Genomic DNA, 24987 nt, shown 5'->3' on the forward strand with positions numbered 1-24987 from the left:
AGCGCTGCAATCTTCTTGTCGTCCTTGTCGACGCAGGTGACGTCGTGACCGAAATCCGCAAAGCAGGCTCCGGACACAAGTCCAACATAGCCCGTGCCGATCATCGCGATTCGCATGAAAAACTCTTTCCGTTGAAGACGGATGTTCCACTGAACACCCTAGACCATTTCTCTATCCGGTCGCACGCCCAACATTAGGGCAGCCTGCTTCGCGAACCGAACAAACCTTAAACGATGCGCGTGACAGGCAACCGATCGAACATGGCGGCCTGATCGCGGAGATCCACCTCGTGCCGGTCCATTGTGACGAAACAGTGCACCGCGCGTGGCGATGTCCCGTCGAGCGGGTCGCTCGTCGCAAATTTCGACGAGTTCCACAAGCGTCAGAAGTGACGATCACACGCCGTGGTACTTCCGGTACCATTCGACGAAACGAGCGAGCCCTTCCGCGATCGAGGTCGACGGCGAGAAACCGACGTCGCGCTGGAGGGCGGAAATGTCGGCGCGCGTCTCGAGCACGTCGCCGGCCTGCATCGGCAGGAGCTCGCGGATCGCAGGCTTGCCGATGATCTTCTCGAGCGTCTCGACGAACTGGAGCAGCTTCACCGACTTGTTGTTGCCGATGTTGTAGACGCGATACGGCGCATAGCTCGACGAATTTTCCGGCGCTTCCGCGTTCCACGCGGGATTTGGCGCAGCAGGCCGATCGAGGGTGCGGATCACGCCTTCGACGATGTCGTCGACATAGGTGAAGTCGCGCCACATATCGCCATGATTGAAAATCCTGATCGGCTCATTGGCAAAGATCGCACGCGTGAACAGCCACGCGGCCATGTCGGGCCGACCCCACGGACCGTAGACCGTGAAGAAACGAAGACCGGTCACGGGCAGCTTGTGAACATGCGCAAAAGTATGCGCCATCAGCTCGTTGGCCTTCTTGCTCGCGGCATAAAGGCTGACCGGATGGTTGACCGATTGCTCGGTCGAGTACGGCAAGGTGCGATTGGCGCCATAGACCGAGCTCGACGATGCATAGACGAGATGCGCCAGGCCATGGCGCCGGCCGGCTTCGAGCACGGTGACGAAGCCGTCGCAATTGGCACGGATGCTGGTGATGGGGTCGTCGATCGAGGCGCGGACGCCCGGCTGCGCCGCGAGATGGACGACCCGATCGGGCGCGACTTCATCGAAGACGCGTATCACCGCGGCAAAATCAGCCAGGTCGATTTCGTGGAAGCTAAATCCGGGACGATGCCTGAGCGTTTCGAGGCGCGCGCGCTTCAGCGCCGGATCGTAATACGGCGTGAACGCGTCGACGCCTACGACCTGTTCGCCACGGGCCAGCAGTCGTTCGCAAACATGCATTCCGATAAAGCCGGCAGCGCCAGTAACCAGCACAGGGGCCAAGGCCAAACTCTCCGCTGTTTCGTTCTTCTGCACTGCAATGCCAGACTGGGCCGGCGGAGGCAAGGCTTCAAACCTTCGTGCCGTCGCGTCGGAAAGCGACGCGCTCGGCGACATCAAGCAGTCAGCTGCGCTGGCTTGCGGATACAGGAAAGCAGGGATGCGAAATCACGAGTCCGCGATCCTGAGCGTACCGGCGAAACACCTGGCGTACTTCTTCCGGTTGGCTACACATCTTGTCCAGCAACACCGCCCGCGTTGCCGCGGGCGTGCCCTGATAGATGACAACGGCCGTCGGAAGCTGTCGGGCGCCGACTATGTCGACGAAGTCATTGAGCGTCTGCTGCCTGAGCTTTTCAGGCAGGAAGTTGTATGCCCGCAACGCAAGTGGCGCGCGGAACAGCTGCACCCACATCTCGTGTGGTGCGAACGCGTAGGACTGGGTCAAATAGGAAATGGCGTTTGGACCAAAGCCGAGCGTGCGCGTTTCCGCCCAATAGAGCGCCAACCAGCCTATCGATTCCGACGGTGAGCAGCCGATGAGCTGCCTGGCGGCATCCGTGACGTTCGGCAGCCTCGTATCCATGGCCGCCGCGTCGCCGGCTTCAAAGGCATTGCTCAACAGCCGGAGCTGGATCAGGAGCACATTGCGCCTCAGCTTCGGATCGCAAAGCCCCTCCGCGTCGGTCCTGACCCGGGTCACGATCCGGTCGAGCGCCGCGCTGTCGTAGCGCTCGCCGCGCATCAAGTGCGACGCGATATCCTGCAAGGTCGGTCGGAACGTGTAGCTTGCGACCGATGTCAGCCAAACGAGTGCCATCACCACGAGGACGGCATTCAGAATGGCGGCCGAGATCACCACCGGCCGCCGCGCAACACGCGATGCGTCAGCGCTGCTCAATGTAGTAGTCAGAGTAATGTCGTCCCTTATACGACTCGATCCGCTTCAACGTTTTCGGATTGGCCCTATTGAGAACGACTCCGACGATCTTGTTCTTGAAGACGTCCAGGTCCGTGAGCGACTCGTGGACCGCCGCCCGGCGTGTCTTGCCCCATTCGACGACGTAGACGATGGCGTCGATCAAGTGCCCAGCCGCCCTGGCGTCCGTCACCGGCAGCACGGGCGCCAGATCCATGAAGATATAGTCATACTGCTTGCGGGCGGACCGGAGGAAATCCGCCATCGCGGGAGAAGCGAGCAGATCGGCGGAATTCACCAATCTTGTCTGCACGACCGAGGGCAGGAAATTCAGCTTCGAGTGGCGATCGACCTGGACATGCCGCTCGAACTGGTCCGGCTCCGAAAGAGCCTCGACCAATCCGGTCCTGGCACCGGGAGCAAGCTTGCGCGTCAAAGCCTGCGTGTGCAGGTCGCCGTCGATCAGCAACGTGCGATGTCCCGTGAGCGAGGCGAGATGAGCAAGGTTGGCCGCGACCGTCGTCTTGCCTTCCTTCGGCAGCGACGACACGATCGCGATGACATTCGTCTCTCTCGACAAACGAGCAAGGTCGACCGCCGTTTTCACATTGCGCAGCGTCTCTGCGTAGCGCGAGAACGGATGCTCCAGGGCATACCGGGCGAGGGCTGCGTCCGAAGAAACACCATCCAACCCATCCGAATGAACTTCAGGCAGCGTCCCGAGGCACTGAAGCGCAGTCTCGCCCTCCACTTCCAGGGGTGTTCGCAGCACCTCGGTCAGCAGCTCCTTGGCTACGGCGCCACCGACGCCGAAACACAGCCCGCCGACCAGCCCGCCGAGCAGGAGCAGACCGATCCTCGGCCAGCTCTTCTTGTCGGGCTTTTGTGCCGTGCTGATGATCCGCGCTTCGCTGATCGGGAAGCTCTGGTTCTGCGTGGCCTCCTGCAGCTGCTGGAGGAAATTATTGTACAGGGTCCGATAGGTATCGGCGGCGCTTTCGAGATTGCGCAGCTTCACCTGGGCCTGGCTCGCGCTGCTGGATTCACTGACGAGCTTGTTCAGATCGCCGTCAAGAGAGTTCTCCCGGCTACGCGCAATCTCGTAATCGCTCTTGTAGGCATCCGCGATCCGCTTGACTTCATCCTTGATGGCCCGCTTCAGCTCCTGCATTCGCGAAGCCAGGTTGACCGATGCCTGGTGATCCTTGCCGTACTTGCTGGACCAGTCGGCATATTGAGCGGCGAGATCAAGATATTGTGCGCGCAGACGCGTGATCACGGTATTGTTCAGCGCGTCGGTGACGGTGGGCTGGGCGAGATCCTGATCCGTGATCGCATTGATCCGGTCGAGGCGCGCCTTGGCCTCGGCCGTGGCGGCCCGGGCCTGAATCAGCTGCGTATTGACGTCGGACAATTGCTGCTCACTCATGAGCCCCTTGCTGGTTCCGACGATATTGTTTTCGGACTTGAAGGTCTGGACCGCGCGGTCGGCGTCCATGGCCTGCTGTTGCAACTCCCCGCTGCGCCGCTGCAACCACTCGCTGGCCCGTTTGGTCGACTGATATTTGGCCTCGAGCACGCCGACCATATATTGGTCAGCCAACGCGTTGGCGATGCGCGCCGCCTTGTCCGGCTCCGTCGACTTGAACGACAGCGTCAGAACGTAGGTCACGCCGACCCGTTCCACCTTCAGATTCTTCTTGATGGCGGCAACGACCGCCCGCTTGACGAAGTCCTGGGACTCGGGCTCGGCAAGTCCAAGCGCGCTGACGACGGCGCCGATCATGTGAGAGAGCAGGTTGCCTTCGACATACTCGGGGTCGCTCGTCAGCTTCATCGACTCGACGACCGACCGGATGATGTCGTCGGATGACAGAATTTCAACCTGGCTTTCCACAAAGCCGGGATCGATGAGGGTGCTATTGGCGTCCGTGGATTTGCTCAGAATCTGCGCCTGGCGCGTGTCCACGAGAATGCTGGTGGAGGCGGTGTAGTAAGGGGTGGCCGTCAGCGAATACGCCACGACCAGGGCGAGACAGCAGCCCACGACGGTGGCAATCAGGGGCCACTGCCGACGAATGATATCCACCGCGCGCTCGAACGTCAGCACGGCCGTGTTGAACGGGAACGTCAGAGGCTGGCCAGGCTCAAAGTTGCTGCGAGGCTGATACATGTTGCACTTTTATCGCGGAATCTCGAGGGGAAGCGGAACGGGCGCGAATGGATCGACGACGTCGGTGTTCCACTCGCCGGTGAACAATGGATTGGACCGATTTGCCGGGGCGCTTTGTACCGGAAGTTGCGGCGACGTGTCAGAATCAACCGAAGCATAGCCCGCGCTCACGGAGGAGTCTTGCAAGCGCTGCTTGAAGTCGATGATGCTTTGCACGGCCTTCGGATCGACAGGACCACAGTGCTGCGCGGCGCGAGCGAGCCCACGACCGATCGCGGCGCGATTCGACGCAGGCGTGATCTGCACCAGCTTTTTGATCGCGGGTAACAGAGTCGGATCGCTCGCCAGATACTCGGTCACCTTCTGCTCGATCTTGGATCGATCATTCTTCGCGTACTTCAACAGATGGTCCGGATCGTCGGAGAACAAGCGAAGCTCCAGAGACGGAGTTCGCAAGAGCAGCGGCAAACAGCCAGTCGCCGCGGCCGGTGCGAGACCGACCACGGCGAAAAAAATCGCAAGCACAAAGCGCGCCATTATGTGGGTTCACGCAAGGTGAACCAGGATCCACAACGCCAGGAAGTCAACTGATGTCACCGTTAGTGTCTGTCCGAGAACGCTCGCTTAACAGACAAATACGGCAAGTGTTTGTGCGTTGCAAAAAAGATTTGTGTCTGGTCTAGTTGGAGCCGTCCTTCGCGCTGCCAAGTTCGGCAAAATCGCGGTGATCCTGCTTCGCAATGGACACCCAGAAGCGGGGATTCTCACCCGACTCCATCGACACCCACTGATAGTCGACCGCGCCCCACTTCCGAACCTCCGCGGCGAGATTGTCCAAAATATAGTCACCGTCTTGCAGGCGCGCGACGAGCACCAGATGGCCTCCGGCCGGCGCATAGACGACCGCCAAACGCAGAGCGCTCGCCGGCAATCCACGCGCGATGAGCATATGCCGCTTGGTCACCGCATAGTCATTGCAGTCACCGGACGCCGGCGAGATCGCCCAGCGCGCCAGGATCGGGTCCGTCGATTTGGCCTGCGGATGAATGCTCTGGTTCGCCGTCGCGTTGACCTCGGCCAACATCGCGAAGGCCTCATCGCGTGCCGGCAACTGCGCTTCCGAGGAACTCGGTTCGCACTCCGCGGGGTTGTTCATGCAGAACTTCACGAACTGGAGCGGAGCGAGAACGTTCTGCGCCTCCTTCAGGAATGCCCCCGAAGGCGCCGTCGCCTGCTCAGCCGCGTAGCACGGCATTGACAGCCCCACGACGAGCCAAGCCGCAATCAGATGCCGTTTCATCACCACCTCCAACGAAACACTCGATGGATAGAACGTGTAGTGTCGAAACTTCTCAGCCTGATTGCGCAATTTCGTAAAATTGCACCGAAACGAAGGATAGCCTTCAGTTCGTCGGGCTGATGGGCGCAAGGGTGTTGGTGGATGCGCTCGATGCCGCTGTGAAGAAAGTCGCCGTTGCCGGCGGCGAGGCCGTTGAAAAAGTTGTGGTATCGGAAGTACTTGTTCCCCCCGCCGACTGAGGCGCTGCTGACCCGCGCCCCCCTCCGACGACGGATTCACCGTTGGGGTCAGACCCCGGAACAGCGTTGGTCGGAACATCTCCCGTGATGCTTTCGAAGGACTGAATTAGCTCGCTATTCTCGCTTCTCAGGACCGCTTCCTGGATCAACATTGCGGTCGCCGGATGCGACACGACGCAGGTTGCTGCGGCGGTCCCGAGCCCTGCGCCGATTGCGCGATTTTGACTCGGCGAACTGGCCCCCGATAACGACCGGATTCCCTCCAACGTTTCGGGGCGCATTGTCGCGAAGTCTCGAATGGTTGCCGAAAGCTTGCCCTCGTCACCCTCCGGGTAACTGCTGAGCAAGCCCGTCGGGTTGTCGAGAAATTGTGTTGCCCGCTCGGCACTCATCCCGGCGGCGAGAGGCGCGCATGAAACATCGACCGCAGTCGCTGCGCGAGACAATGACGGCTCAAGCAAAAAGGGAACCAAAAGCAGCCATACTCTAACCTTCATTTTGGCGACCTCTTTTCGAATTTCTTACGTGCAGAAGTCTCATTCGTATAAGCGAATTCGCCAAAGGGGTGAACACATTTAAGAAGTGGTGAATTGGCGCGGCGGACGCTCCAGTGTCGAGATCGACTGCGCCAGACCACATCCCACAATCGCCGCGAATAACGTTGCAAAGCCCGTTACTTGCACCGAAAAATCGACGCATGAATGCAAAGCTCCGAGCAGAAACACGGCGGCACCCGTGGCTGGCATATAATTGTCACGTCGTCTTGCGAAACTGCCGAAGACCATTCGTCCGAAGAACATTGCTGAGAGACCACACACAAGGATCGTCAAAGGAATGCCCGCGGAGACCAACATCTCGAGCGGGGTACTGTGGGCCTTGTCCCAGATTCCCTGACTTCCAAGATCTGCCGCCCGGAACTCAGGAAATGCTGCCTCGAAATTGCCCAGCCCCCAACCGAACAGCTCGTGGCCCCTCAGCATATCAAATGACGTTCGATAGACCTCGAGCCGCCGCGGGTCCCCCATCCCGAACATGCCGACGCGGCTGCTTGCAATTCCACCGATCACAAAAAAAACCATGATGGCGGCGATAGTCACTGTTCCCGCGGCCAGCCAGTAGCGCTTCAACTGGTCTCGATATTGCATCAAGTGCAGATTGGCCAGGAAGGCGAGACCAAGGAGAGTGAGAAGAACGCCGGCGCGCGACCCCGTCATGCCAACGGCCGTGAGACATGCAACAAGGCCCGAACAAAGAGCGACGGGATGATCGACAAACGAGTGCCGAACCTGTGGAGCGCTTCGCCGCGAAAACCATGTGTCGGACGACAATGCCAACAATCGACCGAGGAACAACACCGCACAGCAGCCCCAAAAAGCCGCCGCCGTATTTCGATTGACGAACGTTCCGGTCGCGAACGAGAGATAATATTCCTTGGTCCGCCACAGGAGCTTCGCAGGAGCAAGAAGCTGTGCAGCGATGCCGTAGACAGCATAGGCAAAACCAGCATATGCAGTCGCCTTCAGCAGAGATCTCGCAGCCTTCTCGTCCGTCGCGATCAAATAGGCCCGCACGAGCACCAGGGCAAAGAGCAGGCAAGGGCCGAACGCCACCCACGGGACTGAAGCTGTCACAGAAACGCGATCCGGCAGCGTCAGCCCGGCAAACTTCCGGGCCACATCCCACGCCGGACTGGCGAATTCGACACCGATTCCGGGCCAGATCTGAAATACCGCCAACGCGCAGGTGAATAGCAGGATGATGATCGTCGAGCCCAGGATCCAGAGATCTCCGCGACACAGGCGCGACAGGTCAGCTGTCATGAGGCTGACAACCAGGAGCGCGGTCCATATCCAGACCCAGATCAGATCGACGGAGCCGAATGGCAGCGGCGCCACCAAGACGACAAAAAGCGCAATAAACTGAGATATCCGGTGCACAGCAGCAGTTTCTATTTGGACGCCAGACGAACGACCGTCAGCCGGTTGGGCCTGCCGCGCGGAATGAACAAAATCGACGCCATGTGCCACCTTCTGCCCCAGACACTTCCGTCGTTGAAGACACAAAGCATTTAACGGAAGCCTTCTCGATGGATCAACCGACGTCGCCTCTCGAAGACCAAAAGACGATGCCTGCGCTCTGGACGCTTCCAACCCTGGAAGGTCTCGCGGTCATCCTCTATTTCGGGCGTGACGCTTTCGCCGGCGTGGTTCGGTACTACGCAAGCCTTACCCATCTCGACCCACTGTGGTTCGTCCCGGACATCTTCGCATTCGCCTGCATCGGCGCCTTCACCTACAGGTACGCCTTCAAGCAAGCGAACGTTCTTGCAATTCTCTTTCTCCTATATGTGCTGTTTGCGCTGTTCCTGGGTTACGTCTTCCTCGGCGAGGTCAAGGGACTGGCTTCGTCCATCAAGATGATTGCGCCGGCCTTCGTTGGATTCTGCTTCTGCGGCCGCGAGTTCAAGGATCAGAAACTCCTCCTGAGGGTGATCTACTTTCTCTTTTTCGCCTCCATGATCGGCATCCTGTGGTCTGCCCATACCCGCTTGCCGTGGGTCGCCTTCTCGTACGAGTCCTTCGGCGCGACACGAACTGCCGCGCGGCTTTGGTGGACCGGCGGCGAAAGCCGCGTCTCCGGGTTCGCCGCCGACAGCACCATGGCGGCCTACTTTGTCTTGATCACCTACGTCTTCACCTCGGTTCGAAAAAGCGTGCTGTGGTGCCTGGTGTGGGCGGGACCCGCCTTCTATGCGATCCATCTTTCGACGAACAAGACGGCGATCGGCGTCCTTGCGATCTATCTCGCAGCCCTGCTGTTCGTCCGCGCATTCAACGAAAGACATCGGTTTTCGGCCCTTCGATCGATCAGTCTCTGGTCGTTTGCCTGCATTCTGATCCCCGGCGCGCTGATGCTGATGTTCAGCGGCACGAACCTCGCGAGTGTCGCAAAAGGCCTCTACAGCTTGCAGGACCGCATCAACAACAGCTGGCAACTGCCCTTCGTCTACATGAACGACCTCATGCCACTCGGCTATTTCACGGGCTGCGGGTTGGGCTGCTTCAACTACCCGCAACAGCTGTTCTCAAACAAGGTCAGCTACTACGTGCCCGTCGACAATTTCTACATCGGTACGTACCTGATGTTCGGTCCGATCTTCGCGCTTTTCATGATCTTCGTCATGCTGGCAGTGGCGAGGACACGGGACATCTACAAGCTCACCGTGGTCTTCGTGATGAACTTCTACACCATCACGGTTCTGGGCTACGGACCCGCCAGCGGCCTCCTGGTCATCACCATGGGCTTCAGCGAGGTATTCGGCGCGAAACTGAAGTCACGTCCGTTTAGCGCCGAATCCAAGGCCATCGGACGGCAGCCGCTTCTGGGGACAGCGAGCGGGTGATGAGATTTTCCAGAGCCGACGAGCGGGCAGCTCCCGTCACGACGACATTTCCCGAGGGGGCCCATCGCGCCCGCGCGACGCAATTCGAACCCTCGATTCAAGGCTTGCGCGGGCTCGCGGCCTTGAGCGTATTGCTCGTTCACCTCTATGACATGCCGATGCTGGCCGGATTCCTTCCCGCCGTGCCGTCGTGGCTGAACGCGATCGTGGGAACCTTCGGCCGCGGGGTCGAGGTGTTCTTCATGATCAGCGGCTACCTCATTCCGGCGAGCCTGGTTCGGCACAAGCTGATCTCAAAATTCTTCTATGACCGGTGCCTGCGCATTCTTCCGGTGTTCGTGACCTTCCACCTAATCCTGTTCGCCATTGGCCCCTTGGTCGGATACAAATTCTTCAAGGACATCGACGCGCTGAACTATCTGAAGATCTTCTTCGCCAACCTGCTGTTCCTTCCTGACATCCTCAATCTCCCTCTTGGCCAGCAGAATGCCTGGACGCTCACCTATGAGTGGGCCTTCTACATCTGGTTTGCGGTTGCGTTCTATTTCGCTTCGCGCTCGCGGCCGATCACGGCGCTCGTGGTCGTCGCCGGCTGCGCCGCCATGTTCTATTTCCCGATCACCGCCTATTTCCTGATCGGTCTCGTCTTGGGGGCGATCGAGCTGCGCATCAGGGCACGGGGCCTGCCCGGGCTGATCTTCAGCGTCGCCTGTCTGGCATTGATGTATGGGATGATGGAGTATGTACACCCGTTCGCAGGACTGATCCCGGCATTCTTCCTGTTTTCGACGGTGTTGAATCCGGCCTCGGCCATCGCGCAGTTGCTGTCGAAGGCTGCGCCGCAATTTGTCGGCAAGATCAGCTACAGCCTCTACCTCGTTCATCCCTTTGCGCTCTATCCGCTGCAGGTCATCGGGAGCAAGCTGGTCGCGCATGGATATTCACCGTGGGCGGTCTGGCCGATGTTCGTGATCGTCGGCCTGCCGCTCTCGTTCGTGGCATCGACCATGACGTACGAACTGATCGAGGTTCGAATGAGACATGCCATCGCGGCATTGCTTGGAAATTCCAAGCGAGGATCCCTCGCCGAAGCGCGGAATGACTAGCCGCGCGAACGAAATTCCGGCGGCGTCACGTCTGCAACGTTCGTCGCCTCCTCTCCTTTGACAGGCATTGCACGATATGCTTCGCCTTCGCGATCGCGGATGATGACGGTCCTGACAATGCGTATTCCCCGGAAACTGATTGCCCTGACGAATGTCCTCATTCGATCCGCAACGCTAGGGCTCCGTTTCCTACTCTCGTTCTACATCATCAAATATCTCGGTTACGACGCGGCCGGCGTCTACGGGCTCACGGTCGGCGTGACGGGGATTACGCCGGCGCTGATCGGCTGGGGGCTGAACTATTTCGTCGCCCGCGAGGTGGTCGGCATGTCTCCGTCCCAGGCAGCCCTGCGGATTCGAAATCGCCTGTTCATCACGATCGTCTCGCTGGCATTGGCAACAGTTGCGATGATCCTGTTCTCCCTCTTCACGCAACGAACCAGCGCCACTCTCGTTGTTTTGATCGCCATCCTTGCCTGGCTCGAAACAATTGCCCTCGACCTGCACCTGCCGCTGATCGGCCTGGGCAAGGCGGTGGAAGCGAACGTTCTCGTCTTCATACGATCCGCCGCCTGGGTCCCCTTCATCGTCGGCCTCGGCCTGGCCTTCCCGCAATTCCGTTCGATGGAGGCACTGCTGTCGGCCTGGATTATCGCCGACGTGCTGGCGCTCGTCCTGCTCGGATTCATGGCGCGGCAATGGGGTGTGGGCGGGATACTCAACTCAAAAATCGATTTCGACTGGATCGTCAACCGGCTTCGACGATCCTGGCACATCTATATCAGCGACGTCAGCCTGGTGGGATTGATGTACCTTGATCGATATATCGTTGGAATTTTCCTCGGGTTGTCGGCGACCGGCATCTACACCTTCTTCTGGTCGCTCAGCAATTCGCTGCAGACGCTGGTCTCGACCGCCGTGGTCCAGACAGCCTTGCCGACCCTGGTGAAAGCCTTCTCGAGTGAAGATCGCTACGCCTGGAAAAATGCCATCACGATCGAGTTCTATAAGGTGATCTCGATTTCCGTCGGAATGGCACTGGTGATCTTCGCGGCGAGCGAAGTCGCGCTGCGCTACATGTCGATGCAGGGCCTGAGCGAGCACCACGGGCTCTTCCTGCTGCTTCTCGCCGCGTCCGTTCTGCGTGCGTGTTCGGATCTGGGAAATGTCGCAATGCTGAGCACGCAAAAAGATACGTCATATGCCGCCATCAACATCATCGGGGTCTTTCTCTCGACCGCCATGACCTGTCTCGGCGTCGCATTCTATGGCCTCTCCGGCGCAGGCGTGGCGATTTTCACCACCGCGGTCATCCTGCTGATGATGCGGATCTGGCTGCTCTCCGGCCTGCTTCGGCCCGCCGCATCGCCCGGCTCTGGTGGCAATGCCTGACGCCGGTCGAACGGCCTTGCGCTGCAAACGAAAGACCCTAAGGTTGCCGGCAGCCAGTGCCGCATCGCGGAGCAACTCCCCATGACTCGAACGACGACAATTACCGACAAGATCAGGGAGGATCTTGCCCATTACGCCCTGCGGGAACATACCCGTGTCAGCCCGGCCTTTGTCGCACGCATGTTCCTGGTGACCCCGGGATTCCAGTTCGTGCTGGCGTTGCGCATCCAGGAGGCGCTGGTTCGGATACCGCTCGTCGGCAGGCTCCTGCGCCGCATCGCCTGGTGGGCCTCTTGCCTCCTCTTCGGATCAGAGATCGCGATGGCTGCGCGCGTGGATGGAGGACTTTACGTCCCGCATCCGTACGGAATCGTCGTCGGCGCCTGCGACATCGAAAAGAGCGTCACGTTGCTGCAGCACATCACGATCGGCCGAAAGGACCACACGGATCGAGGGCGCCCCCGGATCTGCGACGGAGCTTCCTTGATGGCGGGCTGCGTCGTGGTTGGGGACATCACGATCGGCAGCGGCGCAACCATCGGCGCCAATTCCGTCGTCCTGAAGGATGTCCCGCCAGATTCCGTCGCGATCGGCGCTCCGGCCAAAATACTGCGGCGCGCCGACGCTCCGATCGGCGCCAAGGACGAATTGCAGGACGCCAAATCGCAGGTCGCTTAGGATTGCGAGACGCGCGAAACGCGGCTCAACCGGCCTTGGCCGCCGATTTGTCCGCTCCGACGATCCGCGCGGGAGCTCCTGCCGCGCACGCATGATCGGGGACATCGATCAGAACGACGGAATGGGCCGCAACGACCGCGTTACGTCCAATCCTGATCCCACCCAGCACCGTTGCCCCCGTGTAGATCACCGCGCCGTCTTCGATCGTCGGGTATGCCGCGACGTCTTGCGAAATGCGGCCAAGCGTCACGCCCTGATAGATCGTCACGTCGTTCCCGATCACGCTCCCTTCACCTATGACGACGCCAATCGGATGCGGCAGACATAGTCCGGAACCCAAGCGGGCCGTGACTGCAATGTAACATCCATATGACGTGACCGTCCCTCGCCAAACGAGCCGCGACAACACCCTCGCGATCTTGCCGCCGCGATTCAGCCGAAACGCGAGCCGCGCGCGCATGACGACGCAGAAACCCGGCGACGTGACGAGCGCGATCGCCGCTCCCAGCCAGCCCTCGCGCCCGGCGTTTCGCGAGAGATCTCGCCTCCAAGTGCTCATTCGTAGCCTCATAATCTTCGGTCGACGGGCGTCGCGGGTTCCTGATCACTCTTAACACGCAGCGACCGGTCACGAGTACCCTGTAGCATTGTCGCTGACCATGTTTGTAGCGTAGCTCGGAACCCTCCGCGGCTGGGCGATGGTCGCGCTTCGCGGGTCCGACCAGAGCGCTCTAAACGACTCGTTAGTCATCGCGATCCGTCTCCCGACGACGATCTCCGGCGGCATGGTTCGCGACGAGCTGGCGATGTGCGTCCAACGACCGCGTTGCCGCGCAATTCAGCCGAAACAGACGAATGCATCCGGAGTTTTACGGAGCATTCGAACGCGCGACTACGCAAATTTTAGATTGTGAACGCACGGAAAATTCCGACTTGCGTGAGACATAACGCGAAACACTCGAATTTGGAATTTCGCCACGATGGCAACATCCAGCACATCCTCCACCGTCCTCTCGGCTCAAGCCTTTGTCGCCTCGATCGCCGTCAACGCTCACTCGGCCTATTCGAGCTCATCTGCCTACGCGTCCTACGGCAACTCGAGCTTGATCCTCGACGACCTGCACTATCTCGGCGTGACCACGATCCGTGACGCCCTGCCGACGGATCCGAACGCAACCCCCGTGGTCAATGCGCTTGCCGCCGCCGGCGTGACGTTCGACTTCGTGGTCTCGTCCGATCTGCCCGCCTCCGGTGCGGCCGGAATTGCGCAATTCATCGCATCGCTCGACAACTTCGTCGCGACATACCCGAGCAGCATCGTCGCAATCGAGGGGCTCAACGAAGCGAACATCCAGGCGTTCAGCTACCACGGCAGCTCGTCGATGGCGGCGGCGGCCCAGTTCCAAAAGGATCTCTACACGGCGATCAAGGCCGACGCACATCTCGGCGGCGTCTCTGTTTACAATCTGACCCTGGGTCTGAACGACTCGGCCGCCTACGCGCAGCTCGGCGACCTCTCCAAATACTCCGACTATTCGACGTCCCACGCGTATGTCGCAACGTCGACGCCGGAGAACTACGGCATTCAGTATGGCGTTGACGTTGCCGCAAGCAGCTCGCCCGGCAACCCTTCCGTCATCACCGAGACCGGCTACACCACGCTTGCGAGTTACTCGGGCCTCGGCGTTGACCAGCTCGTGCAGGCCAAGTCGATCCTGAATTCCCTGGTCGATGCGTTCAAGGATGGTGTCAGCAAGACCTATCTCTACGAGCTGCTCGACCATGGCGGCAATTCCGACCCGGAAGGACATTTCGGCCTGTTCAACGCCGACGGCACCCCGAAACTGGCGGCAGCAGCGGTTCACAATCTCACGACCATTCTCGCCGACGACGGGAGCGGCGGCCGGACGCCGACAACACCGCTCGCCTACACGATCGACAACCTGCCGACGAGCGGCAACAGCATGGTTCTTGCCAAGAGCAACGGCGCTTACGAGCTTGTGGTCTGGGCCGAGCCCCAACTCTGGAACGACGCCAAGGACGCGGAAATCTCCAACCCGACGACGCAGGCCAAGGTGCACCTCGGCAGCGTGCACGAGACCGTCACGATTTACGATCCACTGGACACCAGCAAACCCATTGCGACCTATAGCAACGTCCAGGATTTTACGCTCCCCGTCAGCGACCACCCACTCATCATCGAGATCGACGCGCCGACCGCGTCGACGACCACGCCTGTCGGCGCAACCGAAGTCGTCGCCACCTCGGCGGCGGTCGTGGCCGACCTGTCGGACCTCAATGCGGCCGGGCTCGTCACGTCCATCACGCTGACCGACACGCACGTCCTGACGGTGTCGTCGAAGGCAACGATGGATTACATGATCTCGCACTATGCGGGCGTCCTCTCCACGATCAAGGGCGACTATACGTTCGCCGTGACGACCTCGGCCTCCACCTGGAGCCTGACCGAGAACTACGACTCGACCGGCAAGCTCACGTCGACCGACCAGACCGCCTACCAGAACGGCCTGACCGCGTACGACCTGGTCACTTATGCCGACGGCACGACGGCTGCCTCCAACTTTGCCAACGGCGTCAAGACGCAGACCACGGTCACCCACACTGATGGTTCCAAGGACGTCACCGTTTACGGGATCACCGGAAAATCCTACGTCACGATGATCACGTCCACGAACGCATCCGGGATCGTCGTCGAAAAGACGTATATCAGCACCGATGGAAGCACGATCGACGATCGCTTCAATTCTTCGGGCACACTTGTCTCGGAAACAAAGACCAGCGCGGACGGCTCATCGAGCACGACGCTGTTCACGAACGGCGTGAAGACGGCGGCCTTTGTCACCAACGCCGATCACAGCAATGACAACTCATTCTACGACATCAAGGGGCAGAGCTACGCATCTGAAGTCCAACACGTTGATGCCACCGGCTCGGTCTCATCGGTGGTCCGCAACTACGCCGACGGAACGCTGGCCTACACCGAGACCCATAACCCGGATGGCACCATCACCTCGACGAACTACGACGCGAAGGGCGCAAAGGTCGCGCAGGCAGTCACGCACGGCAACGGAACGAAGGACATCTACGCACTGAATATCCAGCAGAAGTCCTATGCGTCCGAGCACAGCCACTTTGACGCCGCGGGCAACCTCACGCTGTTCGAACGCTTTCACACCAATGGAAGCTACGCCGAAAAATCCACGATGCTCGGCGGCACGACCGTGACTGACAACTATGACTCGAACGGCGCTCTCATCAGTGAGCTGGTCGTTGGCGCCGATGGCTCCACGTCGACGTCGCTGTTCTCCGGCGACGTCAAAACGAAGATGTACGTCGCCCACGCCGATCACAGCCAGGATAACTACGCCTACAACGTGGCCGGGCAGGCCTACGCCAACATCGTGCAGCACGTCAGTGCCTCGGGCCAGCTGACCTCGATCATTCGTACGCATGCCGACGGCTCGCTGGAATACACTCAGGTCGTTGGTGCGGACGGAACGAGGACCAGCACTCAATATGACGCGCATGGGACGAAGCTCGCTCAGACGATCACCCATTCCGACGGCTCGACGATCAGCGACACGTTCAATCCCGCCGGTCAGCTCACGCAGGACGTCGTCAAGAACGCCGACGGCTCCTCTTCGACGTCCCTGTTCGTGGATGGCGTGAAAACGAAGATGTACGTCCTGAATGCGGATCACAGTCAGGACAGTTACGCTTACGGCGTGGTCGGACAATCATACGTCAATATCGTCCAGCACGCTGACGCTGCCGGGACGCTCACGTCGGCGACACGCACCCACGCTGACGGCACGCTGGACTACACCTTTACGACCGGCTTGGACGGCACCACGACTGCGACATATTACGACGCGAAAGGCGTCATGGGATCGAAAGTGGTGACAGAGAGCACCGGAGCCAAGGACGTCTTCACGTTCCTGTCGACCGGCGTACAGGACAAGACCTACTCAGCGTCAGGCGTGCTGCAGAAGACGGACCTGCTCAAAACCGACGGCACGCATGTCGAGACGGCAAATGCCGCCGGCGTGACACTTCGGGGCGCGAGCGGAAGCGACTTGTTTGCGTCAGCCGGCTCAACCACCTTTGTGTTTGACCGGGGCAACGACCAGGTTCAAAACTTTCACGCAGGCGCGACAGCGGATCACGATGTCATCAAGATCTCTCAGTCGCTGGCTGCGGATTACAGCCATTTGAGCGTCACACAGGCCGGAGCCGACGCATTGGTTCATCTGGGCGACGCTGGATCGATCCTGCTCGCGCACATCAATGCGGCTCAGCTAACGCACGACAACTTCCTGTTCGTGTAAACTGAACACGGCGCAGGCTTCGCCCGCGCTTTCGGCCGCGTATTCCAAGGTCCACCACCGCGAGACCCGGCGCCCATATCCGCATTGCGGGTAAAATATGGGCGCCGCCTGCCGCGAGACGACGCACCTTCGCGCGCCCGCTTCATGACAATTTCGCCACGGGCGAGGAAAAGCGGCCCACGGAAAATCCGTCGTGGCCATGAATTGCCACAAATTTCAATCTTAGTTGGGCCCGGCAACAAGCCGTTCGCGCTATCGCCTTGCGTGTGAACGCAAATGCGGAATATGGTCGAAAACAGAGTGTTATGTGGATTAGTATGTCTCTATCAAGCCACTTTTCGAATGACGCATGATTTCTCGGGGCTGAGAATAGTCCATATAGCCGAGACAGTTCGCGGCGGTATCGCAACTTATTTCAATGAATTGCACTCCCTGCAATGCCAGACCTTCGGTCAGGAGAACGTGCATTATCTCGTTCCATCGGATCACAGGGACGATCTGATCGGAATCTCGGACGCGAACATCGTCCCATTCGATCGCTCGGGTCGCAATCTGGCCAGCCTGTTGCGGCTCGCTCTCGAAACAATGCAACAAGTGCGCGCCACGCGACCGGACATCGTGCACGTTCACTCCACGCTGGCCGGCATAATCGTACGCATCATGTTGATGCTCGTTCGGAACCGGCCGGCGGTGGTCTACTGTTCTCACGGCTGGGCATTCTCGCGCGACACGTCGCGGCTCAGCAATTATGTCGCCAAGTTGGCAGAATGGTTGCTCGCCAAGGTCACAGACCGGATCGTCTGCATATCGAGGAATGAATACTCGGCAGCGCGGGACGCAGGCATTCCGGAGGAGAAACTCAACCTCGTTCTCAGCGGCATGCGCAACGAGCGCCTGAGTGCGGATCCCACGACACCGAGCTGGAACACACCGAAATTGAAGGTGCTCTTCATCGGGCGCCTTGATCGCCAGAAGGGCTATGACTTCCTCATCGAGGCCGCGCAGGAACTCGATAGCACGATCGACGTCCGAATGATCGGATCCGCTGTCGTCAATGAGGCAGGAGACCATACCCTTCCTCCAAACGTCACATTGCTGGGATGGCTCGCGCGCACGAGCATCGAGGCGCAGCTCAACCTGGCGGATATTGTCGTCATTCCGTCACGTTGGGAGGCCTTCGGCTTTGTCGCGCTCGAAGCGATGCGAGCGCACAAGCCAATTTTGGCATTTCGCGCCGGAGCCCTGCCGGAAATCGTCGACAATGGAACCACCGGCTTGATTTGCGATCCTGTTGGGCCCCAAGCCCTCGTTACAGGATTGAAGGAAGCTGCACGAATTGATCTGCCCGCGCTTGGCGAGGCGGGCTACGAGCGTTTCGTTTCCATGTTCAGCGTGAGCCGAACGCATGAACAGCTGCTCAAGGTTTATGCAAACATACTTAGGTTAACTTCGAAGCGACTGACAAAATTGGCGCTCTGATCAGCGACGACGTGGCGCAAAAGCAACAACGTCGGTCGAATCTACTTGGCCGACATGCCCGAGCGTTGGTCCGAATTCTCGCAGCTGCTAAGAAGTAGTTGGGCGGGGATTAAGAGTAGGATGCGCTTTGTTGCAGTCATTTCTAAGAGTATCACCCGCGCTTCTTGTCTCAACCTTCTGCCTCGCAGGTTGTGGCGGATTCACGCCGCAAGATGCACCAAATAGCGCCGCAATTGTTTCCAATGCAGCGCTGACGGTGGCGCCGAGCCCGCCGCTCCCATACGCCGTTCTTGCCGTTGATCCCGCGATTTTGAAGTGGGCGAATTCCATCACTGATCGCGGCGGCGGCTCGTTCAGCAAATTGCCGGGCGGCAACTACAAGGACATCACGATCGGTGTGGGCGACATCGTTGCCGTGACGATCTTCGAGGCGCAATCCGGGGGATTGTTCATTCCCAGGGAAGCCAGCGTAAGACCGGGCAACTTCGTTGACGTACCTCGTCAGCAGGTCGATCAGTCCGGAAACATCACAATTCCGTATGCGGGCTCGATCAAGGTGGCAGGACTCACCGCGCGCGCCGTCGGGGATATCATACGCGAGCGCATCAAGAACCGCGCCATCGATCCGCAGGCCGTCGTCTCTGTGGTCGAACAGCGCGGAAATCAGATCAGCGTCCTCGGCGAAGCCAATGCACCATTGCGTTTCCCGGTCGATCCGGGCGGCATTCGCGTTCTGGGTGCGATCGCGCGCGCTGGCGGTCCGAAAAATCCTGCGTGGGAAACGAAGGTCAGAATCAAGCGCGGAGGCCGAACCTATGTCGAGACGATGAGCTCAATCGTCCGACATCCCGAGGAAGACGCGTTCCTTGCACCCGGTGACGTCGTCTATCTGTCACGCGAGCCCCGTATTTTCATGGTTTTCGGATCTACCCCCTCGCCCGGTTCCATCGGCGGCACGAACAACCGCAGGTTTACGTTCGAAAACGACACCATGACCCTTGCCGAAGCGATCGCAAAGGCAGGTGGCCTCGACGGAAGCCGGGCAAACTCGCCGTCTGTCTATGTCTTGCGGCTCGAGCCCAGAAATGTCCTGAAGTCGGCAGGTATCGACGTCGCGCGGTTCGGGGGCGAACTGGTGCCGACCGTGTACAATTTCGATTGGAGCAAGCCGGACGGAATGTTCTTCGCCGACTCGTTCCAGATTCGGGACCATGACGCGATTGTCGTATCGGAATCTCCGAGCACCGAGTTGCTCAAATTCTTCAGTCTGATGATCGCTGGAACCGATACAGCTGTGAACATCCAGACACTGACGCGATAACGCGCGTTCACACTGGGTGAAACCTGCACGCAGCGCTGCACTTCGCAGCGCTGCCCATAACTTCAACATCCTTTGAGTTGTGCCGCGGCCTTCCTGCCGCGGTTTCGTTTTGACTTGGCGGCATGCCGGGTATTGGCCTGGATACTGCAAGATGGCCCGCGCACGTCATAAAAAGGCGCTGTGTCGGCCGCTAAACGAGCCAGATCCTTGGTCATTTGGAGCTTGAGAGTATGCGCATTTTGGTCGTCTCGGCCATGTTCCCTCCGAACGTGCTCGGCGGTGCTGAAATTTCCGCATTCAACCTCTCATCCTGGCTGCAGAAGCAGGGACATGAAATCGGCGTACTCACCGCTGCAAAGTCGCGCGCAGAGGAGAAGTTTGGCGAGATCGTCGACGGCATGAGAATCTGGAGCATCTACATGCCGCGTCCATATCCGATATTCGCGCAAGGCGCGGGTCAGCCAAGCTATCTCAAGCCCATCTGGCATCTTCAGGATCATCTCGATCCCCGCAACCGGAGCACGGTCGCCAAGGTGGTCGAGGAATTCAGACCTGACTTCTGCAACGTCCACTATCTCACGGGGATCGGCCACAATGTGCTGTCCGAGCTCGGCAAGCGCGATATTCCCGTGATGTATGTGATGCCGGATCTCGCCTTATCCTGCGTGCGCCTGACCATGTTTCGCGATGGAAAGACATGCGAACGACAATGTTCGCCTTGCAGGATATCGGCGGCCTTGAAGCGCAGCGACTTTCGCTCGGTTCGACGCATCGGATTTTGTGCGCCGTCGCGTGCAAACCTGGAACGCAATGCCCGCTTCCAGGCGCTCGACGCCTATCCAACCGCTCATATCCTGAACGCGAACAAATATCCGGCGCCAACCGTTGCAAGGACACCATCCGCCACGGTGCGTTTCATCTACGTTGGGCGGCTGCACGCGGCCAAGGGCGTCGACATGCTGATACAGGCCACCGATGCGATTCAAGATCTGGACTTTTCTCTGACGATCGTCGGCGGTGGCGCGGAGGAAGAGGTCTTACGGCAGAAATACGGTCACCGCCCGCGCATCGAGTTCACGGGACATGTGCCGCTCCAGGAGGCCATCAATCGCATCGCCGGGAGCGACGTCCTCTGCATTCCGTCGATATGGCTGGAGAATTCTCCTGGCGTCGTCATCCAGGCACTCGGCATGGGCGTCCCCGTCATCGGCAGCGATGTCGGAGGCATCCCCGAATTGGTTCAGCACGATAAGACGGGCCTGCTGGTCGCGCCAGGGGACATCGCGGCATGGAGCAACGCCCTTAAACTGCTGGTCGCGGACCGCAAGCGCCTCAGTCAATTTCAGCAGAATGCCGCGACTCGCGCCAACGAGTTCGATCAGGATTTCATCGGCAAACGCTATGCCGCATTCATGGATCGGATTGTGAATTTTGGGGGCCTACCGGCGCAGTGACGTGGAGGACGGCATCTAGAATGACATTTCCGGTAACCCGCCTCGCAAAGCTCATTGCGGCGGCTGTAGCTGCCATAAGCCTCGCTCCCTTCCTCACACGACCTGTGGCGGCAGAGACGAAGATGGTTGTCTTCGCCCATCGCGATGCAGCCGCAACGACGCCCCGACCAATCTATGGTGCCAACATCCACTATGGGTTGCGACGCACGCTCGGCTACAACTCCGTTGCCCAGGGCATCAAGCAGCTCAGCGAGGTCGGCGCGGTCTCTTTCCGCGACTATCTGCCCTGGCAATCGTTCGACTTCAGGACGGGGGCTCCGTCTCTCATCTATTCCGAGCGACTGATGAGTTTTCTTCCACAGGCGCGGTTCAAGCCGCTCCTCAATCTTGGTGGCGCCAACAGCCAGGTTCCGGGCGGCGTCCCTCCCGTGTCCGAAGAAGGCCTGCAGTATTTCGATCGCTATCTGGAGGCAGTCGTCAGCGCCACAAGGCAATACGATCCGATCTACGAAATATGGAACGAATGGAATATGTACATCGGCACGGGACCTCGTATGCCGCGCATGCAGGGCGCCGGCGACACGAGTGATCCGCGAGCCGCAGTTCACTATGCACGCATTGCGAGAACCGCAGTCGACACGATCAAGAAAATCAATCCTCATGCAATCGTGATCGTTGGTGCCGTCGGCGACGACACCGATTGGATGTGGGCAAAGGCCATCACGCGAGATGGCGCGCTCGATCATGCCGATGGCTTGTCGGTGCACCTTTACAACCAATGCGCGAGGCTGGTATCCGATCGAACGGCCAAAGAAATGATCGTTCGCCTGGAAAAGCTTCAGGACGCATTGAAGACAATCAGAAATGGGCAGCAGACTTCCATCTATGTCACTGAATTCGGCTGGCCTACGTCGCAAGGCAATTGCGGCATGCCGCTGGATGTTTCCGCTTACAATTTCGCGCACTTCGTCCTGCAGAGCGCCACGTTGCCATGGCTCAAGGGAGCGTGGATGCACGAACTGAAGAACATTGGGCCGGATCCGGTGGATCGCGAAAACAACTTTGGCCTCTTTACATTCGACGATCAGCCGAAGCCTGCCGCCTGCTTCATGCGCGAGGCCACAGACCTGGTCAAATCGGCCAAGGTGCTGGAATTGCACGAGCCGTTTCCGGATGTCTTCGTGCTACGGGCCACCACGGCGAGGGGACAAACGGTCGCGCTCTGGACATCAGGCCCCTTCAAACGCGCGAATTACAGGTTCGACACTCCGGCGTCGCATGCCCGCAGGATGTGCGGCGACACAATAACGACAAGCCAGCCTGCCAGTCTGGGAGCGCAGCCCGTCGTCTACGAATTTGATCAGAACGCTCAAATATCCGTAGCCGTGGATACCGGAGAACTCCCCGCTCCAGGGACGAAGTGATCACGCGACTGGGCCCTGAGGCAATACGAGTTCCGATGCTGTTGTACTGCAAGACACTCATTTCAGAGCTGCGCAAGAAGAAGCACGGCGCAGCTCGATTGTGGTTCATCGGACCGATGCCACCTCCCCTGCACGGGCAATCCGTCTACAATACAGCGCTGTTGGCGTTTTTGCGCCCTTATCGCGTGCCGACCTGCTTGCCGTTGGGCGGAACCAGATCGGAGAAAATCGCGGGCGCGCTGCTGTTGCCGCTGATCATGCTGCTTTTCGTGCGCCGTGGGGACGACGTCTATACCTCGCCACCCGGCCAGGGCGGCCTTTGGGCGTTTCTACTCACAATAGCAACACTGCGCGTTCGCCATCTCGACCACTACGTCCACCACCATTCCTTCCGGCCCATCAATCAGTCTCCGTCGCTGTCCGCAAAGCTGCTGGCAGGCGTAGGCGGAAGGTACCAGCATCATATTTTCCTCTCCGACGGCATGAGAGACCGATATGCGGCGCTCTATCTAAGCGGCCAGCAACAATCCCAAAGCCTGGTGCTGCCCAATTCCTTCCTGTTTTACGAGCCCATGGACCATGTGCCCGAACGTTCGGGGCCCGTCACGCTCGGACATCTGAGCGTGATCACCCGCGAGAAGGGCATTGTCTACCTGATGGAACTCGCCGAGCGGATGTTTCAGGAGCGAAGCGATTTCCGCCTGGTGCTGGCTGGTCCGGTTCGTGACCCGTCCCTCAAAGAAGAGATTCTCGCATTTTGCGCTCGCCACCCCGGCAATGCTGCGTATCTGGGGCCGGTCTATGGCAAGGAAAAGGCAGCGTTCTATCGGTCAATCGACATCTTCGTTCTTCCATCGCGCCTGCTCGACGAAGCCGATCCGCTCGTCCTGCTCGAGTCCTACAGCAGCGGCTGCGAAGTTGTGGCTTCGAGCACCGGCTGTATTCCGGAGCGTATTCGCTCAAGTGACAGACTCCTGTCCTTTGTTCCGAACGACGACTGTAGCTTGATGGGTCGCATCATCGATCAATGCAACATAGACAGAGGAGGCGTTTCCTCGATGTGCGTGACGCACGCCCGGCGGCTCTATGCGGACGCACGGCAGGCAGCCATCAGATTTTTCGGAGCGTTGTCGATCTCGATTCCGGTCAACGCTTTCCCCGACAGATCCGACACGCCTCAAACGTCATGAACTGTCCGGTGCTCGCACGACTTTGCCCGACGCCGCCGACATGGCACACGCGCGACAAGCCGACAGGCGATCGTGCAAGAACGATCTGCATCAAATTCATGCAGAAGATGACACTAAAAGAGACGCCTCGCGATGGCGTTTGTCGCATGGTGTTCCCAGGAATTGTGATATGAGCCGTGACCTAAAGCCATGGAAGGCAGAGATCTGATGACCGGCACCTTTGTCAGCCGGAACGTCAGGATGATGTGCCCGACCATTCTGGATCGTTCCGCCCGGATCGACGATTTGCGACTGTTCTCACTCTGCAGGAATTTCGCTCAATGAGCTGCCCGAGTAAGCTCCAGGCGATCATCGTCAACTTCAGAACCCCGCAACTGACCGTTCGCTGCATAGAATCGATGCTGGAGCATCGGGTGGTGGACCGGGATGGCGTGCTGGTCGTCGACAATTTTTCCGGAGACGATTCCGTCGCGGAGATTCGCAAGGCGCTGCCTGACATCCAGCTCATCGCCGCCGACCGCAATGGCGGGTTTGGAGCCGGCGTGAATCTGGGCGTCGCGAAGGCGACGGCCGACTATCTTCTGATCCTCAATCCAGACACCTATTTCGAATTCAACAGCGTCGCGGCCGTCGTGGACTACATGGAGCGGCGTCCCGAAACCGCGCTGGTCGGGCTGGACCTGGTCAATCCCGACGGCAGCCGGCAGTATTCGGCTCGGCGCTTTTACTCGGTGTTCGACGTCCTCGCCCGGCGCGTGGACTGGATCGGGGCGATGGTGCCCCAGCGCGCCAAGAAGCACCTGATGATGGACGCATGGGAGACCGGGGAGCCATTCGATGCGGAATGGGTCATGGGGACCGGCTTCGTCGTCAGGCGTTCCGCGTTCGAGCAAATTCGTGGAATGGACGAGAGCTATTTCCTCTATATGGAGGATGTTGACCTCTGTGCCCGCCTCTGGCGCGCGGGACACAAGATCAAGGGCATGCCGGGAGCCAAGCTGGTGCATGACCATCAGCGATCAAGCGCTGCCGGTCCTCTCACGTTTGCCGGCCGGACCCATATTCACAGCCTCCTTCTGTTCAGGTCCCGATTCTCGGTTCCGCTCATCCGGCCGCCCGGCGTCGGCAAAATCACCAAGCGAAGGGCCGGGCATTAA

At 59.5% G+C, this 24987-nt stretch carries 19 protein-coding genes; 11 read left to right on the forward strand and 8 right to left on the reverse strand.

Translation table 11 applies throughout. The features are described 5' to 3' along the window. The 7 genes from JQ631_RS28115 to JQ631_RS32525 form a co-directional block, all read right to left on the reverse strand. A partial coding sequence (locus tag JQ631_RS28115) for an NAD-binding protein (RefSeq protein WP_212332785.1) occupies positions 1–116 on the reverse strand: 116 nt, incomplete at its 3' end. Positions 117–395: 279 nt separating this feature from the next. Next, a complete protein-coding gene (locus tag JQ631_RS28120) occupies positions 396–1406 on the reverse strand; it encodes an NAD-dependent epimerase (RefSeq protein ID WP_212332425.1) in 1011 nt (336 codons plus the stop codon). A 121-nt stretch (positions 1407–1527) separates the two neighbouring features. Then, positions 1528–2304 carry a hypothetical protein gene (locus JQ631_RS28125; RefSeq protein WP_212332427.1) on the reverse strand — a complete coding sequence of 259 codons (777 nt, stop codon included), beginning with the start codon at positions 2302–2304 and terminating at the stop codon, positions 1528–1530. Beyond that, complete coding sequence (locus JQ631_RS28130; RefSeq protein WP_212332429.1) at positions 2291–4495, reverse strand: Wzz/FepE/Etk N-terminal domain-containing protein; 2205 nt, start codon at positions 4493–4495, stop codon at positions 2291–2293. The genes JQ631_RS28125 and JQ631_RS28130 overlap by 14 nt, the downstream gene beginning before the upstream one ends. Positions 4496–4504: 9 nt before the next feature. After that, positions 4505–5032 carry a hypothetical protein gene (locus JQ631_RS28135; RefSeq protein ID WP_212332431.1) on the reverse strand — a complete coding sequence of 176 codons (528 nt, stop codon included), beginning with the start codon at positions 5030–5032 and terminating at the stop codon, positions 4505–4507. A 142-nt stretch (positions 5033–5174) separates the two neighbouring features. Next, positions 5175–5795 (reverse strand): transglutaminase-like cysteine peptidase, encoded by a 621-nt coding sequence (locus tag JQ631_RS28140; protein WP_212332434.1) that lies wholly within the window; start codon positions 5793–5795, stop codon positions 5175–5177. An 814-nt stretch (positions 5796–6609) separates the two neighbouring features. Then, positions 6610–8061 (reverse strand): O-antigen ligase family protein, encoded by a 1452-nt coding sequence (locus JQ631_RS32525; RefSeq protein WP_212332436.1) that lies wholly within the window; start codon positions 8059–8061, stop codon positions 6610–6612. A gap of 59 nt (positions 8062–8120) precedes the next feature. Between JQ631_RS32525 and JQ631_RS28150 the strand changes: the two genes are divergently transcribed. The 4 genes from JQ631_RS28150 (at position 8121) to epsC (ending at position 12613) form a co-directional block, all read left to right on the forward strand. Continuing rightward, complete coding sequence (locus tag JQ631_RS28150) at positions 8121–9437, forward strand: hypothetical protein (RefSeq protein ID WP_212332438.1); 1317 nt, start codon at positions 8121–8123, stop codon at positions 9435–9437. Continuing rightward, positions 9437–10543 (forward strand): acyltransferase family protein, encoded by a 1107-nt coding sequence (locus JQ631_RS28155; protein WP_212332440.1) that lies wholly within the window; start codon positions 9437–9439, stop codon positions 10541–10543. Before JQ631_RS28150 ends, JQ631_RS28155 begins: the two co-directional genes overlap by 1 nt. Before the next feature lie 117 nt (positions 10544–10660). Next, positions 10661–11935: a lipopolysaccharide biosynthesis protein gene (locus JQ631_RS28160; protein ID WP_212332443.1), complete on the forward strand. Its 1275-nt coding sequence runs from the start codon at positions 10661–10663 to the stop codon at positions 11933–11935. 81 nt (positions 11936–12016) lie between these two features. Further along, positions 12017–12613, forward strand: a complete 597-nt coding sequence (gene epsC / locus JQ631_RS32530) for a serine O-acetyltransferase EpsC (RefSeq protein ID WP_283841825.1) — start codon at positions 12017–12019, stop codon at positions 12611–12613. A 25-nt stretch (positions 12614–12638) separates the two neighbouring features. On the opposite strand, the gene JQ631_RS32595 is transcribed toward epsC, so the two are convergent. Continuing rightward, entirely contained in the window at positions 12639–12896 is a 258-nt protein-coding gene (locus JQ631_RS32595) for a serine O-acetyltransferase (protein ID WP_249161180.1), read from the reverse strand. Positions 12897–13593: 697 nt separating this feature from the next. On the opposite strand from JQ631_RS32595, the gene JQ631_RS28175 reads away from it, so the two are divergent. The 7 genes from JQ631_RS28175 to JQ631_RS28205 all read left to right on the forward strand — a co-directional run bounded on the left by JQ631_RS28175 (position 13594) and on the right by JQ631_RS28205 (position 24987). Beyond that, positions 13594–16962, forward strand: a complete 3369-nt coding sequence (locus JQ631_RS28175) for an RHS repeat protein (protein WP_212332448.1) — start codon at positions 13594–13596, stop codon at positions 16960–16962. Between the two features lie 342 nt (positions 16963–17304). Next, positions 17305–18441 carry a glycosyltransferase gene (locus JQ631_RS28180; protein ID WP_212332450.1) on the forward strand — a complete coding sequence of 379 codons (1137 nt, stop codon included), beginning with the start codon at positions 17305–17307 and terminating at the stop codon, positions 18439–18441. Positions 18442–18571: 130 nt separating this feature from the next. Next, the gene (locus JQ631_RS28185; RefSeq protein WP_249161182.1) at positions 18572–19762 is read left to right on the forward strand and encodes a polysaccharide biosynthesis/export family protein; all 1191 of its coding nucleotides are present in this window, start codon (positions 18572–18574) and stop codon (positions 19760–19762) included. Between the two features lie 230 nt (positions 19763–19992). Then, positions 19993–21216: a glycosyltransferase gene (locus tag JQ631_RS28190; protein WP_212332454.1), complete on the forward strand. Its 1224-nt coding sequence runs from the start codon at positions 19993–19995 to the stop codon at positions 21214–21216. Positions 21217–21338: 122 nt separating this feature from the next. Next, the gene (locus tag JQ631_RS28195; RefSeq protein ID WP_212332455.1) at positions 21339–22640 is read left to right on the forward strand and encodes a glycoside hydrolase 5 family protein; all 1302 of its coding nucleotides are present in this window, start codon (positions 21339–21341) and stop codon (positions 22638–22640) included. Between the two features lie 35 nt (positions 22641–22675). Beyond that, positions 22676–23830, forward strand: a complete 1155-nt coding sequence (locus JQ631_RS28200; RefSeq protein WP_212332456.1) for a glycosyltransferase family 4 protein — start codon at positions 22676–22678, stop codon at positions 23828–23830. Between the two features lie 320 nt (positions 23831–24150). After that, on the forward strand, positions 24151–24987 hold the full coding sequence (locus JQ631_RS28205; RefSeq protein WP_249161201.1) for a glycosyltransferase family 2 protein: 837 nt from the start codon (positions 24151–24153) through the stop codon (positions 24985–24987).

The sequence above is a fragment of the Bradyrhizobium manausense genome (assembly GCF_018131105.1).
Lineage (GTDB): Bacteria > Pseudomonadota > Alphaproteobacteria > Rhizobiales > Xanthobacteraceae > Bradyrhizobium > Bradyrhizobium manausense_B.

Bases quoted from the DNA above. Each gene is read 5' to 3' on its own strand.
- JQ631_RS28130 (WP_212332429.1), bottom strand. From the start codon at position 4,495: ATGTATCAGCCTCGCAGCAACTTTGAGCCTGGCCAGCCTCTGACGTTC.
- JQ631_RS28135 (WP_212332431.1), bottom strand. From the start codon at position 5,032: ATGGCGCGCTTTGTGCTTGCGATTTTTTTCGCCGTGGTCGGTCTCGCA.
- JQ631_RS28140 (WP_212332434.1), bottom strand. From the start codon at position 5,795: ATGAAACGGCATCTGATTGCGGCTTGGCTCGTCGTGGGGCTGTCAATG.
- JQ631_RS28150 (WP_212332438.1), top strand. From the start codon at position 8,121: ATGGATCAACCGACGTCGCCTCTCGAAGACCAAAAGACGATGCCTGCG.
- JQ631_RS28155 (WP_212332440.1), top strand. From the start codon at position 9,437: ATGAGATTTTCCAGAGCCGACGAGCGGGCAGCTCCCGTCACGACGACA.
- JQ631_RS28160 (WP_212332443.1), top strand. From the start codon at position 10,661: ATGCGTATTCCCCGGAAACTGATTGCCCTGACGAATGTCCTCATTCGA.
- epsC (WP_283841825.1), top strand. From the start codon at position 12,017: ATGACTCGAACGACGACAATTACCGACAAGATCAGGGAGGATCTTGCC.
- JQ631_RS28175 (WP_212332448.1), top strand. From the start codon at position 13,594: ATGGCAACATCCAGCACATCCTCCACCGTCCTCTCGGCTCAAGCCTTT.
- JQ631_RS28180 (WP_212332450.1), top strand. From the start codon at position 17,305: ATGACGCATGATTTCTCGGGGCTGAGAATAGTCCATATAGCCGAGACA.
- JQ631_RS28190 (WP_212332454.1), top strand. From the start codon at position 19,993: ATGCGCATTTTGGTCGTCTCGGCCATGTTCCCTCCGAACGTGCTCGGC.
- JQ631_RS28195 (WP_212332455.1), top strand. From the start codon at position 21,339: ATGGTTGTCTTCGCCCATCGCGATGCAGCCGCAACGACGCCCCGACCA.
- JQ631_RS28200 (WP_212332456.1), top strand. From the start codon at position 22,676: ATGCTGTTGTACTGCAAGACACTCATTTCAGAGCTGCGCAAGAAGAAG.
- JQ631_RS28205 (WP_249161201.1), top strand. From the start codon at position 24,151: ATGAGCTGCCCGAGTAAGCTCCAGGCGATCATCGTCAACTTCAGAACC.